General features: G+C 61.8%; 14 protein-coding genes. 3 read left to right on the top strand and 11 right to left on the bottom strand.

Annotated features, from left to right (window positions below):
* The first annotated feature begins 70 nt into the window (after positions 1-70).
* Positions 71-2,809, top strand: a complete 2,739-nt coding sequence (locus VGE08_RS18370; protein ID WP_331069364.1) for a LuxR C-terminal-related transcriptional regulator — start codon at positions 71-73, stop codon at positions 2,807-2,809.
* A gap of 120 nt (positions 2,810-2,929) precedes the next feature.
* Here VGE08_RS18370 and VGE08_RS18365 read toward each other — a convergent pair whose 3' ends face one another.
* From VGE08_RS18365 to thrS, 11 genes are all read right to left on the bottom strand, one after another.
* On the bottom strand, positions 2,930-4,921 hold the full coding sequence (locus tag VGE08_RS18365) for a S9 family peptidase (protein ID WP_331069363.1): 1,992 nt from the start codon (positions 4,919-4,921) through the stop codon (positions 2,930-2,932).
* Positions 4,922-5,157: 236 nt separating this feature from the next.
* Positions 5,158-6,240 carry a FecR family protein gene (locus tag VGE08_RS18360; RefSeq protein ID WP_331069362.1) on the bottom strand — a complete coding sequence of 361 codons (1,083 nt, stop codon included), beginning with the start codon at positions 6,238-6,240 and terminating at the stop codon, positions 5,158-5,160.
* A gap of 23 nt (positions 6,241-6,263) precedes the next feature.
* Positions 6,264-6,479 carry a hypothetical protein gene (locus VGE08_RS18355; protein ID WP_331069361.1) on the bottom strand — a complete coding sequence of 72 codons (216 nt, stop codon included), beginning with the start codon at positions 6,477-6,479 and terminating at the stop codon, positions 6,264-6,266.
* Between the two features lie 623 nt (positions 6,480-7,102).
* The gene (locus tag VGE08_RS18350; RefSeq protein WP_129649508.1) at positions 7,103-7,459 is read right to left on the bottom strand and encodes a MerR family transcriptional regulator; all 357 of its coding nucleotides are present in this window, start codon (positions 7,457-7,459) and stop codon (positions 7,103-7,105) included.
* Positions 7,440-7,739, bottom strand: a complete 300-nt coding sequence (gene ihfA / locus VGE08_RS18345; RefSeq protein WP_066919939.1) for an integration host factor subunit alpha — start codon at positions 7,737-7,739, stop codon at positions 7,440-7,442. The genes VGE08_RS18350 and ihfA overlap by 20 nt, the downstream gene beginning before the upstream one ends.
* A 15-nt stretch (positions 7,740-7,754) precedes the next feature.
* On the bottom strand, positions 7,755-10,124 hold the full coding sequence (pheT, locus tag VGE08_RS18340) for a phenylalanine--tRNA ligase subunit beta (protein WP_331069360.1): 2,370 nt from the start codon (positions 10,122-10,124) through the stop codon (positions 7,755-7,757).
* Between the two features lie 22 nt (positions 10,125-10,146).
* Positions 10,147-11,175: a phenylalanine--tRNA ligase subunit alpha gene (gene pheS / locus VGE08_RS18335; RefSeq protein WP_331069359.1), complete on the bottom strand. Its 1,029-nt coding sequence runs from the start codon at positions 11,173-11,175 to the stop codon at positions 10,147-10,149.
* A gap of 190 nt (positions 11,176-11,365) precedes the next feature.
* The gene (gene rplT / locus VGE08_RS18330) at positions 11,366-11,734 is read right to left on the bottom strand and encodes a 50S ribosomal protein L20 (protein WP_293866559.1); all 369 of its coding nucleotides are present in this window, start codon (positions 11,732-11,734) and stop codon (positions 11,366-11,368) included.
* A gap of 11 nt (positions 11,735-11,745) precedes the next feature.
* Complete coding sequence (rpmI, locus tag VGE08_RS18325; RefSeq protein WP_116810930.1) at positions 11,746-11,943, bottom strand: 50S ribosomal protein L35; 198 nt, start codon at positions 11,941-11,943, stop codon at positions 11,746-11,748.
* Positions 11,944-12,080: 137 nt separating this feature from the next.
* Positions 12,081-12,605, bottom strand: coding sequence for a translation initiation factor IF-3 (gene infC / locus VGE08_RS18320; protein ID WP_331069436.1), 525 nt, complete (start codon positions 12,603-12,605; stop codon positions 12,081-12,083).
* 3 nt (positions 12,606-12,608) lie between these two features.
* Complete coding sequence (thrS, locus tag VGE08_RS18315) at positions 12,609-14,537, bottom strand: threonine--tRNA ligase (protein WP_331069358.1); 1,929 nt, start codon at positions 14,535-14,537, stop codon at positions 12,609-12,611.
* A gap of 267 nt (positions 14,538-14,804) precedes the next feature.
* Here thrS and VGE08_RS18310 point away from each other — a divergent pair, with 267 nt between their 5' ends.
* The gene (locus tag VGE08_RS18310) at positions 14,805-15,725 is read left to right on the top strand and encodes a ketopantoate reductase family protein (protein ID WP_331069357.1); all 921 of its coding nucleotides are present in this window, start codon (positions 14,805-14,807) and stop codon (positions 15,723-15,725) included.
* 80 nt (positions 15,726-15,805) lie between these two features.
* Complete coding sequence (locus tag VGE08_RS18305; RefSeq protein WP_331069356.1) at positions 15,806-16,294, top strand: nuclear transport factor 2 family protein; 489 nt, start codon at positions 15,806-15,808, stop codon at positions 16,292-16,294.
* The last annotated feature ends 315 nt before the right edge of the window (positions 16,295-16,609 follow it).

The following is a 16,609-nucleotide window of genomic DNA, read 5'->3' as shown; positions in this document are numbered from 1 at the left end:
ACCGGCACGAGCGTCCGGCCCGGGCACCGCGCCTTGCCCCGGGTACGATGCGGTGGCACTCTCAACCGCAATGACCGACAAATCGCTCGTCGTCCACTTCGCGCCGCCGGCAACGAACCGGCCGGCAGGGGCGCCGTATCGATTCGTTCCCAACGTGGGGTTCGAAACCCCCGTCGAGCGCTCGGATCTCCATGCAATGTTTGTAGCAGCGCCCCCTCGGAGCGTGACGCTGCTGCAGGCGCCTGCTGGCTACGGCAAAACCTACGCCCTCGCGCAATGGGCCAACGCCGCACGGGCGGCCGGTTCCACTGTCGCATGGATCAATCTGACGAAGGCAGATCGCGGTAAGCGGGCCTTCGTCGCCGCGCTCACCGATTCTCTTGCATCTGCTCAGGTCATGCCGCACGGCGCCGAGCGCCCGGTGTCTCACCTGCACGAGGACGCACTGGATGCGCTCGATGGGCTCCTCACCACCGCCGCGCGCCATCCCGCCGAGTTGCTCCTCATTCTCGATGACTTTCACAACGTGGACACGCCCGAGGTCGCTGCGGTGCTCGATACTCTGTTCGTTCGCCTGCCGACCAACATCAAGGTCGCCATCAGTAGTCGGCTGGCGATCGGACTGGCATCGTCCCGTTTGCTCCTGCAGGGGCGGCTGCAACGAATCGAACGCGCCGCCCTCGCCTTCACCAAGAAGGAAGCACAGGCGCTGTTCGCCTCGGCATTCACACCGACTCAGTTGAAAGAAGCCTACGCGATCTGCGAGGGCTGGCCCGCAATGCTGCGATTCGCGCAGCTGTGCGGCGAAGACTGGCGCCGCTTGGGCACGTCCCTCGAGCACGTTCCCGCGTTCGCGAGCCTCGTGAAAGATTTCGTGCTCACCGAACTGCTGGCCGACCTCGATGCGCCGTTGGTGGAATTTCTCATCGAGACATCGGTCACCGACGTGCTGCGGCCGGATTTCGCGGATGCCGTGCGTCAACGTAAAGACAGCCGAGCGATGCTGGATGATCTTGCGGCGCGCAGCACGTTCCTTCAGTGCATCGAGATCGCCAATGGCTCGTGGGCGGTTCCGCCCTTGGTGAGACGCGTGCTGTATCGGCTGCTGCAGAGCCGTCGCGACCTGGATGCGAGCGCGCTACACAGCCGCGCGGCACTGTGGCTCGTCAAGCACGCTTCCCTGCGCGAGGCCGTGGTGGCCTTTATCGCTGCCGGCACTCCAGAAGCCGCCGCGCGAGCGATCGAAGATGCCGGTGGATTGAACTTCGGCATCAGCCATGGAGATAACGCGCTACGCAGCGTGCTCGATCTGCTTCCCGAGGATCACCTTCGCGCCTCGCCCCGACTCCGGCTGGCCAGGATCTTTGTCGACTTCAAACAAGGGCTGCAGAGCGAAGCGCAGCAGATGTTCGATGAACTGAGCCGTGTCACGGAAGGATTCACCACCGAACGTGGCGGCCCTGCGAGCGTTGCACTCCAGGCGGACGCTCTGCTGGTTCGCTGCTTGATGCAGTTCTACCTGGGCGGCACGCTGTCTGCGGAGCGACTGAAAGCGCTTGGAGAGGAATTGACCTTGATCAGCGGCGTGCAGCCGCGCCGCTCGACGATGATCTACATCTTCCTCGGCCTGTATCAGCACATGCGCGGCGATCTGGATCTCGCCCACGACACCTTGCTGCAAGCCGAGCGCTCCAATGCACAAGAATACTCGGCATGGGAAGCGCTCTGGCTCAAGCAGCACTTCGCCACGGTCGCGCTGGCACGCGGCAACCTCGCCGAAGCGCGCCGCATCTTCAGCGCCGGCCAACGACAGTGGCGCGAGGAGTTTCAACAGGAGCCGACGTTCTTCAGCCTCACCAAAGTGCTGCTGGCCGAGATCGACTACGAACTGGACGATCTCAACGAAGCGCGCAGCAAGATCGATGAGGCCATGTACACCGTCGAGCACGTCGAAGCCTGGTTCGAAATGCTCGCCTCGCTATATGAGACCGTCGCTCTGACGACCTACACGCTCAATGGCGCAGCGAGCATCGAGCCGATGCTGGCGAGACTCGAGAGCATTCCACGCTCGAACAAGCTGCTGCACAACTTCCTGCCGGCCCTGCGCATGCGTCTTGCCCTGCTCAACGAGGACGATGAGCGCGCCGCGGAGATCTGCAGTCGTCATGATTTCGCCGCCCGCTGGAATGATCCCGGCAGCCCGGAGGAGTTTGCCTGGCGTGAGTGGGATCTCATCGGCGTGTCGCTGGCGGAGCTCGCTCTGAACGAATGTCGGCTGACGGATGCCGCGGCGATCCTGCAACGTTTGGAGTCGGATGCGAGCCGTCGTGGACGGAAGCGAACCTGGGTGCGCGCGCTCGTATTGAAGAGTGCGCTGGCTCATTCCAACAATCAGCACGATGCCGCGCATGCCGCACTCATCGCCGCATTCGAGATCGGCTCGGCGAACGAGTATCGGCGAACGTTCCTCGACATGCGACGCTATCTCCAGCGGCCGCTCGATGGGCTGCTCGCAAGCCGCACCGTGCCGATCGAGAAACATCTGCAGAGCTTCGCTGCAAAGCTTCAGGCGCTGTTGAGCAAGAGAATGGGCACCAGCAAGCCCGCCGCGCCAGCGCTTCTGAGCGCGCGCGAACGCGAGGTGCTGATCGAGATCAGCCTGGGCCATTCCAACAAGGTCATCGCACGCAAGCTTGGCCTGTCCGAGCCCACGGTCAAGTTTCACGTCCAGAACATCTTTCGCAAGCTGGACGTGCGCAAGCGCACCACCGTGGTGGCCGAAGCTCACAAGCGCGGCGTTCTTCCCTGAACATCCCGTGCCGGTTCATCCACGGACCCGGAGACAATCAGCGCGAGAGCCTGACGCCTGATCCCAAGGAGTCACCTCGACTTGCGACCCTTCGACGGCGCTTTCGCGCCCAGCTGAGATTCACTCGAGCGTCACACCGAAGTGCTTGAGGAACCAGCCGACATAGCGCGTGGTCGCGTCGAGCACCTCCGGAAACGATCGGATGCCGTGGCCAGCGGTGGGATAGGTCACCAGCACCGATTCGACGCCGTGCTCCAGCAGCGAGCGGTGAAACTCCAGCGCCTGGGTCGGCGGTGTGTTCTGGTCCAGCGCACCGGTGAGTTGTAGCGTCGGAGTGCGAACGCGGCTGGCGAACATTGCCGGGCTGCGCTCGAAGTACAGGCCGCCCGGCTGATCCGGACTTCCCTTCAGAAACATCGCATCGAAGTGCGGGATCTGCGACGTGCGGTGCTGGCTGTACCAGTTACTGACACAACTGATGGGGGCCGCGGCGGCAAAACGTGTGTCCTGCGTGATCAGCCAAGCGGACATGAAGCCGCCGTAGCTGATGCCGGTCACCCCAAGACGCTTTGGATCGGCGACGCCACTCTCCACGAGCGCATCCAATCCGGTCAGATAGTCGTAGGTGTCCTCACCGCCCATATCCCCGGCCACTTGTCGTGCGAAATCGAGCCCGCGCGCGCTGCTGCCTCGGGGATTGGGATAGAAAACAGCAATGCCGTAGTCGGTAAACAGCTTGGTGCCCCGCAGGCGACCTTGCCACCGGTTGCGATGGCTCCAGACCGGCCCGCCGTGAATATCCATGACCACCGGCACCGGTCCATCGATCTCGGGCTTCACGAGCCAGCCATGGATCTCCAGGCCATCACGCGCTCGCCACCGGACCGGCGCGATGTGTGCCTTGGTGGGCTCGCGCTTCTGTCGCGCGTCGAGCGAAAGAACAACCTCATAACGGCCGTCGCGAATCAGCACGAGCTCCGGTGCAACCTCGTAGGCTTCGCCCACGACAACACAACCGCCCGAGGCCAATGGCCACATCACGGGATACCAGTTGCCAAATGTGCGTTCGATACTGACCCACTGCTCCGTTATCGTGCCGGTCTCGACGTCCACCTCTCCGATGACGGTCTCGAAGGCACGATGCCCGGCGAACATCAAGTGACGTTCGCTGCGCCACGCGACGTGGGTGACATCGACGCCCGCGGTATCGATCTTGCGAACTTTTCCGGTCGCCGCATCGATCAGCCGCAACTCGCCAGCGACGATCAAGCGGTCGCTGCACACCGCCTCGATCAGCGCAATCGTGCGTCCCGCCGGTGAGCCCGCTGGCACCCCCATTTGATCTGACGGCGTGAACAACACTTGCAGCTCGCCACCTCGCAAGTCAAACGACGTCAATTGCGCGCGGTACCACGATCCTTCGCTATGAGAACGCGAGGTCACGGCGGCGATGCGCCCATCGCCCACCCAAGTCGCTTCCCAACAATTGATGCCGTCCGTAGGTAGCGCGCTCATCTCCAATCCATCCACTCGCAGTACGAACAAGCGGCGCCACAGATTGGCCGCATCGCCGGTGTCGACCGAAGGCATCCACGGGGGCAACTGTTCGTCCTGTGGCTGGCCAATAGTCGTGCTGCCGCCCTGACAGCCCGCGAGGTCCGCACCGAATCCCGCTACCAGCAACAGAATACGCTGACCGTCCGGCGACCATTGCAATGCTTCGATGATGCCGTCGACCGCAGGGGCGGCGCGCACATCGCCGCCATCGCCGTCAGCAAGATAGAGCTGAAAATTACCCGGCTGGGCTCGATCAGAAATGAACGCGAGCCGCGTGCTGTCTGGCGACCAACGTGGCAAACGATCACTGCCATTGCCGGGAGCGACGCGCGTGAGCTCACGAGTACCGAGGTCCAACAAGCAAACGCGAGTGACCGGAGCGCGCGCCAGGTCTTCATGCAATGTTCCGGTGAACGCCACCCGTCGCCCGTCGGATGTCGCGGTTATGTCCGCGGCATCGACAATCGCGTTGCGTCCAACACCGTTCAGGTCCAGAAAATAGTCGCAGACCTTTCCGTACAGTTCTGTGTGTCGAATGTCTCGATCGGTGATCACGGCTAGTCCTGGGTGCGATCGGTGACTGGCGGCGCTGCCGAGTCCGGCTGCCAGTCTCTAACCACTGTATGTTCGACGCAGCATACAACAGCTCTGGCGCTTCCGTACAGAAGTGTCTGGAATCGCCACCGCGGCGCAAAACCCACGAATGGGATTGGGTCAGAATCGGCTGATTCGAATGCTCGAAACAGGTTGGCAGGCGCGTGTTCACGCGAAACGCGCACCCGAGCGCGCAACTACTTGGCCGGTGTAGTACGCAGTATCAGCCTCGAGCCCTCTATGATCACTGTGACGCCCCGGCTTTCCATCACCTCGATGAAATCCTTCACACTGTCGACCTGCATCAAGGCCAGGTCGATCTTCTGATCGGCCAGCTCGGCGTCCTCGATCTCGGCTTGCACCTTGTGACGACGATTGAACTGGCGCACGATCTCGCGGACGGTCGTGTCCCTCATTTCCAACCGGCCAGTAACCCATGACAACTCGCGCGTGGCGTCCACTTCAGCGATGTCGGCCACTGAGAGAATCGATGCGCGGGCGGGCCGCACATGAAGTTGTTGGCCCTTGTGCAAGCGAACAGACGATCCCGCCGGTCCATCCCGTGGCGCGACCTCGACCATGCCTTCCGAGACGGTCGTCGTGACGCCGTTGTCGATCACCACGCCAAAGCGCGTGCCAACCGCCGTAATATCGACGTCATCGGTGCTCACGACAAATGGCCGGCGGCTGTCCTTCATTACTTCGAATACCGCGGCGCCATGATAGAGACGAACAATCCGCCGCTCCGCGGTGAACTCGACCTTGATGCGAGTGCGAGCATCCAGATAAGCAATGCTGCCATCGTCGAGCGTCATCTTCTGCCACTGCGCCGCCCTCGTCTCCACCACACCGTCGGGCGTTCTGTTGAGCCCGAAGAATGCAAAGAGCACAGCCAACGTGAGTGCCGTCAGAGCGGCCGCCATACCCCACATCCACCCGTTCTTCCACGAGGGTTTCTCGCCGACCTCGTTCTTTCTCGGCACCTCGGCACTGACATGCTCGCGCGGCTGGTAGTCGTGCCGGCCGGAACCTGCGCCAAAATCAGCTTCAATGACGTTCGACGTCTCCAGGACGTCAGCGCAGTCTCGCAACTTTCGCTGCTTGAGCCTGCCGTCCAAGCGCACGATCCAAAGAATCGCCGAGATATTCTCTGGCGAGCGCTTGAGCCAGTGGAAAAATCTCGTCCGTTCGTTGAGTGTCATGCGCGACTCATCCGAGCGGCAAACCCAATACATGGCTTGCTCAGCCACGATCTCCGCGCGGTGGGAGTCCAGGGACATGTCAATGTCCTCGTGTGTGTCCGTCACTTGATGTCTTCCCGTTTCATCCTGATGCACAATTGACTGTAGGCGCGAGACAGCTCTCCGAGCACGACGCGCGGCGACAACGCAAGCCGCGCCGCGATCTGCTCATAGGCCAACCCCTCGTTCACTCGCTGCAGCACCTGCCGCACGTCCACCGCGCGCGCATTCGAAGGAGGCGTTGTTTCCCCAGCATTCCTGCGATTGATCACACGCATTCCCAGGAGACGAATCGGGGCTCGCCACTCTTGTTGTAATACGTCCGGTCGCGCGCCTAGTTGTATCCTGGCCGGCACGCATTACGCAAAGAGGGGATACCACTGTAGTCGATCGGTTCATGACCACGTTTTCCCCCTGTCAGATCAAAAAAATGCTTTTGTCGCAATGCCTTGCAATGAAACGGCAGAAAAAAAAACGGGCAGTGCGCATAGTCGCCTGACAACGCGCCGGGAAGGAATGTTTGTATGCAAGGCTTCGCGTGATCGGGACGTCTGGCCCAGCGCAGCTGCGGCGGCCACGCCTGGTGAGGGATTCAAAAAATGCTGCAGCGCCTTCCGTTCCGGCCCTGTTATTTCACGCTCGCGCACCAGAACAATCGGACGTGCTCCGTACTTTGTGCGCTGGTCGAACGATACGAACCGGATGAGTTACGGCTCGATGCGTAATGGCTGGATCGCTTCCTGCCGCTTCGCTCTCGCTCCACCGAGCCGGCGATCAGTTTATTGACGAGCAGATCACCTCGACGTGATGCTGCGGCGGGAAGGTCGGCGGGTGAACAAAAAGCGTGTGAGGCGTTGTAACGCTTGATATGCCTGCAGTTGCGTATGCGGATTAGACGCCCTCACCGCCGCAAGATCCGCAGCACCTCCTCCAGCTCCACCCGAATCTGCCTGACAATCTGCTGCGCCTGAGTCAGGTCATCCCTCGCCTCATCGCCCTGCAACCGATTCCTGGCACCACCAATGGTGAAACCCTGCTCGTACAACAACGACCGGATCTGCCGAATCACCAGCACATCCTGTCTTTGATAGTAACGACGGTTGCCCCGCCGCTTCACCGGCTTGAGCTGAGGAAACTCCTGTTCCCAATAGCGCAGCACATGCGGCTTCACGCCGCACAGCTCGCTCACCTCACCGATGGTGAAGTAGCGTTTGCCGGGAATCGCCGGCAGTTCGGAGTTATTGCCTGCTTCCAGCATAGGCCTCGACTCGGGCTTTCAGTTTTTGGCCGGGGCGGAAAGTCACCACGCGACGGGCGCTGATGGGGATCTCCTCGCCGGTCTTTGGGTTGCGCCCGGGGCGCTGGTTCTTATCACGCAGATCGAAGTTGCCGAAGCCGGACAGCTTCACCTGCTCGCCCGTCGAGAGCGACGCGCGCAGCTCCTCGAAGAACAGGTCAACCAGTTCGCGAGCTTCGCGCTTGTTGAGACCCAGCTGGTCAAACAATGCTTCTGCGATCTCGGCTTTGGTCAGTGCCATTGGCTCTCGTCCCGCTCATTGGTCCCGGAGGGTGGCGTTCAGCTGGCGGCCCAGTTGTTCGACGACCTGCGCCACGAGGGCGTCGGCTTCGTTGTCCGTCAGCGTCCGGGAAGTATCCTGCAAATGCAGGCCTAAGGCTATGCTTTTCTTGCCTTTCTGCAACTGCTGTCCCTGGTACACGGAGAGCACGGTCAGGCGCTTGAGCAGGCTGCCGGCACTGTTCCGGACCACGTCACGGACGGCCTCGACCGGGAGTCCTTCGTCGACGATCGCCGCAATATCGCGTCGGATGGCCGGGTATCGGGAGATCTCCTCGAACTGCGGCACCAGGGCCGCGAGGCCCCCGGCGGTTTCCAGCTCGAACACGAACACCGGATATGTCAAATCCAGACGGCGCAAATGCTCCGGATGGACAGCACCCAGCCAACCCACCGCGCGATCACCGCGATAGATACGCGCCGATTGGCCGGGATGCAGTGTCGGATGAGGCTCGGCGACGAAGCGGAATGCGTCCGGCTCGCCGGTCAAAGCGAGCAGCGCTTCGACATCCGACTTAACGTCGAAGAAATCGACCTTGCGCGTCTCGGCGCCCCACTGCTCAGGCAGCACCGAGCCGGTAGCGACGCCCGCGATCACTTCCGTTTCGTCTGACGCCGAATAGCGACGGCCGACTTCGAACAGGCGAACGCGCGGTTGCTGACGCCGTTGATTGCTACCGAGCACTTGAAGCAAGCTCGGCCACAGCGACACACGCATGACGGCGAGTTCCGCCGAGATCGGATTGCTCAGCGCGACCGCCGGCTCCGGACACAGCGCTGCTTGAACGGCGGCATCCGTGAATGCGTAGTTGATGACTTCCTGATAACCGCGATCGACGAGCAGATCGCTCGCACGCTCGTTGCGAACGCGAGTCTCGGTCCACGGCGCAATCTCGTGGGCGCCGATCTCGGGCTGCTCGGGAATATTGTCGAAGCCGAACAGGCGCGCGACTTCTTCAATCAAGTCTTCCTCGATGTGGATGTCGAAGCGCCATGTGGGCGGCGTGACCTGCCACTCACCTGCCCCACCGTTGACCGTCATGCCAAGACGAGTGAGCAACGACTGCACCAGCGATGCATCGATCTTCACACCGAGCACGTGCTCGACGCGCGAATGACGCAGCCGAACGGCCGACGGGGCCGGATAGCTACGCGACGCGCGAGTAACGACGAGCGGACCCGCATTGCCGCCCGCGCAATCGAGCAGCAACCGAGTCGCACGTTCGATTGCGCGCTCCTGCAGCTCTGGATCAACACCGCGCTCGAAGCGCTGCGAAGCATCCGTGATCAAACCGTAGCGACGACCACGGCCAACGACGTCGTTTGGATCAAAGAATGCGCACTCGAACAGTACATCGACCGTGTCGCCCGAGATGCCAGAGTCTTCACCCCCCATCACACCGGCCATGCCGAGAATGGACCGCTCGTCTGCGATGACAAGCACGTCGGGTGTCAGCTCGATCTCGCGACCGTCGAGCAGCTTCAGCTTCTCGCCCTGCTTCGCGAAGCGAACAATGATGCTGCCACTGAGCCGGTTGAGATCATACGCATGCATCGGGGCGCCGAGCTCGAGCATCACGTAGTTGGTGATGTCGACAACGGCGCTGATGGGACGCAAGCCAACGCGACGCAGGCGCTCCTGCATCCAGAAAGGAGACGCCGCGTTCGGACGAACGCCGCGAACGATGCGGCTGACGAACTTGTAGCAGCCGACCGGCTCGCCAGTCTCGATCCGAACCGGAAACGTATCCTTGATCGTCGCCGCAACCGGCTCGATCTTTGGCGGATGCAGCGGAGTGCCGCGAGTGGCAGCAACCTCGCGGGCAATGCCCTGCACGCTCATGGCATCGCCGCGATTCGGCGTGAGATTCACTTCGAAGATGGTGTCGTCGAGCGCGAGCGCATTCACCAGGTCCTGCCCCGCCGGCAAATCCGCGGGCAGGTCGAACAAACCCGAGGCTTCCTCGTTGATCGCAAGCTCGCGAGCCGAGCACAGCATGCCCGCCGACTCGACCCCGCGCAGCTTGGCGCGCTTGATCTCCATGCCGCCCGGCAGCTTCGCCCCGATCGTCGCAAGCGGAGCCTTCATGCCAGCACGTACGTTCGGCGCACCGCAGACGATCTGGAGCTCCTCAGAGCCCGTCGAGACAACGCAGACGTTCAACTTCTCCGCGTCCGGATGTTTGGTGACGGACTTCACTTCGCCGACCACCACGCCGGGCAGCGACGGACCGGCAGCGGCAACGCCCTCGATCTCGAGGCCCGCCATCGTCAGGGCATGGGCCAGCGCCGGGACGTCATCGCCCGTGTCCACCCAATCGCGTAACCAGCTCAGACTGATCTTCATTGCAGGGGTACCAAGAACCGAATCAGGCGAACTGCTTCAAGAAGCGCAGGTCGTTCTCGAAGTACAGGCGAATGTCGTTCACGTTGTAGCGGAGCATGGTCAACCGATCGATGCCCATGCCGAACGCATAGCCGGTGTAACGCTCCGGATCGATGTTCACCGCCTTCAACACGTTCGGGTGCACGACGCCGCAGCCGGAGACTTCCACCCAGCCCGTTTGCTTGCACACGCGGCAGCCCGAGCCGCCGCAGGAAACGCAGGAGATATCGACCTCCGCCGAAGGCTCCGTGAACGGAAAGTACGACGGACGCAGCCGCATCTTCACGTCCTTCTCGAACAGCTCGCGCATGAAGCCATGCAGGATGGCTTTCATGTTCGCAAGCGTGATGCCTTCGTCCACCACCAGGCCTTCGACCTGATGGAACATCGGCGTGTGCGTCATATCCGAATCGGACCGATATACGCGGCCGGGCGCAATCAGGCGAATCGGCGGCTGCTGCTGCTCCATCGCACGCACCTGCACGGGCGAGGTATGAGTGCGCAGCAGGCGGCCGTCGGGGAAATAGAAGGTGTCGTGCATCGCCCGAGCCGGATGGTTCTCGGGGATGTTGAGCGCGGTGAAGTTGTGCCAGTCGTCTTCGATTTCCGGGCCGTCGGCGATGGTGAAGCCGGCGTTGCGGAAGATCTGCTCGAGGCGACGGCGCACGCGAGTCACCGGGTGCAAGCCGCCGATCGTCTGCCCTCTTCCAGGCAGCGTCACATCGACGGCATCGCTCGCCAGCTGCGCGGCAAGCTTCGCGGCTTCTAGCGCCGAGCGACGCTCTTCGAGCGCGGCGGTTAATGTTTGTTTGGCTTCGTTGATCTTCGCGCCGGCGGTGCGCCGCGCTTCCGGATCCATGGCGCCGAGCGACTTGAGCAGCTCGGTAACCGAGCCTTTCTTGCCGAGCAGACGCACGCGGATCTGTTCCAGATCCTCGATGCTCGCGGCCGCCGCGATCTCGTTGCGGGAGGTGGCAACCAGCGCTGGCAAATCTTGAACCGTATCGGTCATGGCGTTAGCAATGTCATGTCCAAGGCGTGAGCCCAACAACTTAAGAACGCGACAATACAGGCTTTTGCGGGACTCTGCGCGTGACAGCACGTCACGATTTCCAGGCCCTCAAGACAAATCGGGCGCCACGATGGACGCCCGATTCGTTCAACACTGCAAGCACCCCTTCCGACGGAAAGGGTGCCCGGGATCAAGCGGCCTGTTTCAGCAGACTGTCGCGCGCCTTCTGCGCGATCACTGCAAACGCCGCGGGATCGTTCATCGCGATATCGGCCAGCACCTTGCGGTCGATCGCCAGACCCGCGAGGTTCAAGCCGGCGATCAGCTTGCTGTAAGACAAGCCGTGAACGCGCGCTTCGGCATTGATGCGCGTGATCCACAGGGCGCGGAAGTTGCGCTTGTTGGTCTTGCGATCGCGATACGCATACTGGCCGGCCTTGATGACGGCCTGCTTCGCGGCGCGGAAGACCTTGCGGCGGGCGTTGTAGTAGCCCTTCGCCTTCTTGAGAATCTTCTTGTGACGTGCGCCAGCGATGACGCCTCTTTTAACGCGTGCCATTGTCTATCTCCTCACTTCGCGTTCGGGAGCAGCTGCTCCATGCGCACCAAGTCCTGCTTGGCGACCATCGACGGCGCGCGCAGCTGACGCTTACGCTTGCTCGGCTTCTTGGTGAGGATGTGACGTCGATGCGATTGGGCTCGTTTGAACCCTTTGGCAGTCTGGCGAAAACGCTTCGCCGCTGCCCGGTTGGTCTTCAACTTAGGCATTACTGGTCTCTACTGTTGTTAGCCCTTGAGGTACGCCTCGTGCGAGAGCGCCCCGTCAGGCGGGACGGCGCCGTTCCTTTAGAAACATTGCCGTTCGCTTGTGGTGACCCGCGAGGGTCACTTGTTTCGTTCGGGCCTTACTTTTTCTTGGGCCCGAACATCATCACCATCTGCCGTCCTTCCATGAGCGGGTGCTGCTCGACCGTGGCGTATGGCGCCAGGTCCTGCTGCACTCGCCCGAGCAATTCACGGCCGACTTCTTGATGAGCCATTTCACGGCCACGGAACCGCATGGTCACCTTGGCCTTGTCGCCCTCCTCCAGGAAGCGGATCAGATTACGCAGCTTGACCTGGTAATCGCCTTCCTCGGTGCCAGGGCGAAACTTCACTTCCTTGATCTGGATCTGCTTCTGTTTGCGCTTCGCTGCGTGCGCCTTCTTGTTCTGTTCGAACAAGTATTTGCCAAAATCCATGATGCGGCAGACCGGTGGGTCCGCCGTTGGCGAGACTTCCACCAGATCGAGTTCCGCGGCCTTGGCCATCTCCAGCGCTTCGAAGCGACTCATGACGCCCCTCTGTTCGCCGGCAGCATCAATCACTCGCAACTGCGGCGAGGTGATCTCTTCGTTGCGCCGGATGCGCTTACCTATAGGAGCAGCGATGCGTCATACCTCCAAGTTGGTCCGGCCACGGCTCGTAACTTCGGCGACAAGCTTCTGAGCAATGCTGTCTACCTGCATTGCTCCCAGGTCTTTGCCATTACGGGTGCGCACGGCCAGAGAATTTGAACCTGCCTCGCGGTCGCCGGCCACCAATAGGTACGGCACCCGCTGCAGGGTGTGTTCGCGGATCTTAAAGCCGACTTTTTCATTGCGCAAGTCTGAAGTTACCCGAAGCCCCTGATTTTTCAGGGTTTCAGTGACGTTACGCACGTACTCTGCCTGGCCGTCGGTGATGTTCATCACGACCGCCTGAACCGGCGCCAGCCAGGTCGGCAATCGGCCGGCGAAGTGCTCGATCAGTATGCCGGTGAAACGCTCCAGCGAGCCGAACATCGCCCGGTGCAACATGACCGGCGTGTGCTTCTGACCGTCTTCACCGACGAATTGCGCACCCAGCCGGCCCGGCATGTTCAAGTCGACCTGCAGGGTGCCGCATTGCCAGTCCCGACCAATGGCGTCCCGGAGCACGAATTCAAGCTTGGGCCCGTAGAACGCGCCCTCGCCCGGATTTAACGTGTATTCGAGGCCGGCGGCGGTAACGGCTTGTTTCAGCGCGGCTTCCGCCTTGTCCCAGACCTCGTCCGAACCGACCCGCTTGGGCGGGCGATCCGAGAACTTGATGCGCACGTCGTCGAAGCCGAAGTCGGCGTAGATGCCCAGGATCAGCTTGGTCAGGTTCACCGCTTCGTCGAACAGCTGCTCGAGCGCGCAGAAGCTGTGGCCGTCGTCCTGCGTGAAGGCGCGAACGCGCATCAGGCCATGCAGCGCGCCGGACGGCTCGAAGCGGTGCACCTTGCCGAACTCGGCAAAGCGCAACGGGAGGTCGCGATAGCTGCGTAGCCCCTGGTTGAAAATCTGCACGTGGCCCGGGCAGTTCATGGGCTTCAGGCAGAACTTGCGCTTGTCCGGCAGCTCCGTGAAAAACATGTTCTCGCTGAAGGTCGCCAGGTGACCCGAGGCATCCCACAGCTTTACGTCCATGACTTCGGGCGCGCTCACTTCCTGCCAGCCGGCCCGGCCCTGGTACTCGCGCATGTAGGCAATCAGGGTCTGGAACAGCGTCCAGCCCTTGGGATGCCAGAACACCGCGCCCGGCGCTTCCTCCTGGAAGTGGAACAGGTCCTGTTCCTTACCGATCTTGCGGTGATCGCGCTTCTCGGCCTCTTCGAGCCGGGTGAGATACGCCTTCAGCGCCTTCTCATCGCCCCAGGCGGTGCCGTAGATGCGTTGAAGCATCTCGTTGCGAGAATCGCCGCGCCAATATGCGCCAGCGACTTTCATCAACTTGAACACCTTCAGCTTGCCGGTGCTCGGCACGTGCGGGCCGCGACACAGGTCCACCCAGTCGCCCTGCCCGTACAGGCTGATCTCTTCTTTCTCCGGAATGCTGGCGATGATCTCGGCTTTGTAGACCTCGCCTTGATTGCGGAAGAACTCGACCGCCTCGTTGCGACTCATGACGCGGCGGGTCACCTTCTGATCCGCATCGGCAAGCTCATGCATGCGAGCTTCGATGGCAGCGAGATCTTCGGTGGTGAAAGGCCGCTTGTAGGCGAAGTCGTAGTAGAAGCCGTCCTCGATCGTCGGGCCGATGGTGACCTGCGCTTCGGGAAACAGCTGTTTGACGGCTTGAGCCAGCAGGTGCGCGGTCGAATGCCGGATGATGTCCACGCCCTCTGCATCTCGGGCAGTGACGATGGCGAGGTGCGCGTCCTTGTCGATCACATGCGACGTATCGACCAGGCGGCCGTCGACCTTGCCGGCCAAGGCCGCCTTGGCCAGCCCGGGACCGATATCCGCGGCGATTTTCTCGACCGACACGGGCTCCGCATAACTGCGTTGGCTACCGTCCGGCAAGGTGATTACAGGCATGACGCGAGCAGAACTTGACTGTGGCGCGCCTCCGGAGCCGTCACTCTGGCCGCTTCGGAACGCGACAAGCCAGCGATTTCAACTCGTTAGAGGCAGAAAAAAGGACGCGAAGTATGCCCGGCCGGGGCAAGGCAGGCAACCGGCGGCCCGGGCAGCTCGCTAATCCAATCGAGCCCAAAGCTGGCGGCACCGCGCAGGGCGCGCCGGCCGTGTGCTCATAGCCGTGTGGTAGCCTCTCGCGAATACGCGTCGTTCTTGGAGCAGTAGATGCGAATGCTCGTCGTAGGTGCCGGCTCCACCGGCGGCTATTTTGGCGGCCGGCTGGCCGCGGCTGGCCGGGATGTCACGTTTCTGGTGCGTCAGCGGCGAGCGGAGCAACTCCGAAAGACGGGATTGCAGATCGTCAGTCCCAGCGGCGATCTCACGCTGGCACCCAAGCTGCTGACGGCCGACCAGATCGAGTCGCCGTTCGATGTAGCGCTGCTGACCGTGAAGGCTTATGCACTGGAGCAGGCCGTTGAGGATTTCTCGCCGGCGGTCGGTGCGGAGACGATCATCCTGCCCGTGCTGAATGGCATGAAGCACATGGATGTCCTGACCTCCCGATTCGCCACTCGCAATGTAGCGGGCTGCATCTGCAAGATTGCCAGCACGTTGGATGACGAGGGCCGCATCATCGAGCTCGCGAACTTTCATGAGATCGCTTACGGCGAATTGGACGGCAGCACCTCGGAGCGCATGACACAGCTCGACGCATTCATGCGAGACGCCGGCTTCGTTGCGCGTATCTCGCCGGCTATCCAACGTGAAATGTGGGAGAAGTGGACCTTCCTCGCGTCGCTCGGCGCAATCAACAGCCTGATGAGGGGCAGCATCGGTGAAGTCGCACGCGCGCCCGGCGGCCAGGAGTTCGCCAACGCCTTGCTCGATGAAGTGCTGTCGGTCGTGAAAACCGTCGGCGTGGCGCCCACCGAGAAGTACAGCTCGATCATCCGAGCACAACTCACCGACCCGAAGTCCACGCTGACATCGTCGATGTACCGCGATCTGCAACAGGGTTATCCCATCGAGTCCGAGCAGATCGTCGGCAACCTGGTCGAGCGCGCGCGTAACGCTGGGCTGTCTACGCCCTTGCTGAGCGCCGCGTATGCGAATCTGTCGGTCCACTCTGCCCGGCCGCGGACGTAGAGGTCGAGCAGGCTTCTACGTGCACCCTTGCAACGAGATTGCGCGTATCGTTCGTTCCGACCTGTTCACGAGTACCGCGTATGGCTCATAAGATCGCACTGGTTTGCGTCGTCGCTCTCGCCTATATCACTGCCGTTGCCGCCGCCGACCGCACGACACTCTCGCAAGAGGTGCGCGACGCAGAACAGGCATTTGCAAACACCATGGCGGCGCGCGATCACGTCGCATTCACACGCCATCTCGCCGACGACGCCGTTTTTTTCAACGGTGAGAAAGCGATCCGCGGAAAGGCGGCAATAGCGTCCGCGTGGAAAGCGTTCTTCGACGGCGCGAATCCGCCGTTCTCCTGGTCACCCGAAACCGTGGAAGTGCTCGACTCCGGTACGCTCGCTCACAGCAGCGGTCCCGTGTTCGACCCGAATGGCAAACGCGTCGGTACTTTCAATTCGATCTGGCGCCGCGCCCCCGACGGAGCATGGCAAGTGGTGTTCGACAAGGGATGCAGCGCCTGCCAGTGCGGGAGAGCGCAGACGACTGGCGATGATGGCCAGCAGGCTGACTCGGGGTAGCGTGCCATCCGCGATGATCGGCAGGCGTAACCGCCTCAAATCACTGAGAAAAGTTGGTGCGCGCGACAGGGATCGAACCTGTGACCCCTACCATGTCAAGGCTGAAATAAGTTTGCTGATTCGGGGGCTTAGAGTGGCCAACGATGACTGACTGATTCGCGAGGCATCAAGGAATTATTAACCCGGCGTGCTTGTACCTGAACTACTATGCAGCGTAGCAAATCTCACGATGCTTGAAGTAGTTGCGAACTCGTCGCCGTGATCGCTGGATCACACGCAGGTGTCGTTGGGCGATGAGCTTTAGCTGTTGAGCGT

The organism is Steroidobacter sp. (assembly GCF_036406195.1).
Lineage (GTDB): Bacteria > Pseudomonadota > Gammaproteobacteria > Steroidobacterales > Steroidobacteraceae > Steroidobacter.
The sequence above is the reverse complement of the archived record's forward strand: the minus strand, read 5'-3'. Positions and strand labels throughout refer to the sequence as shown.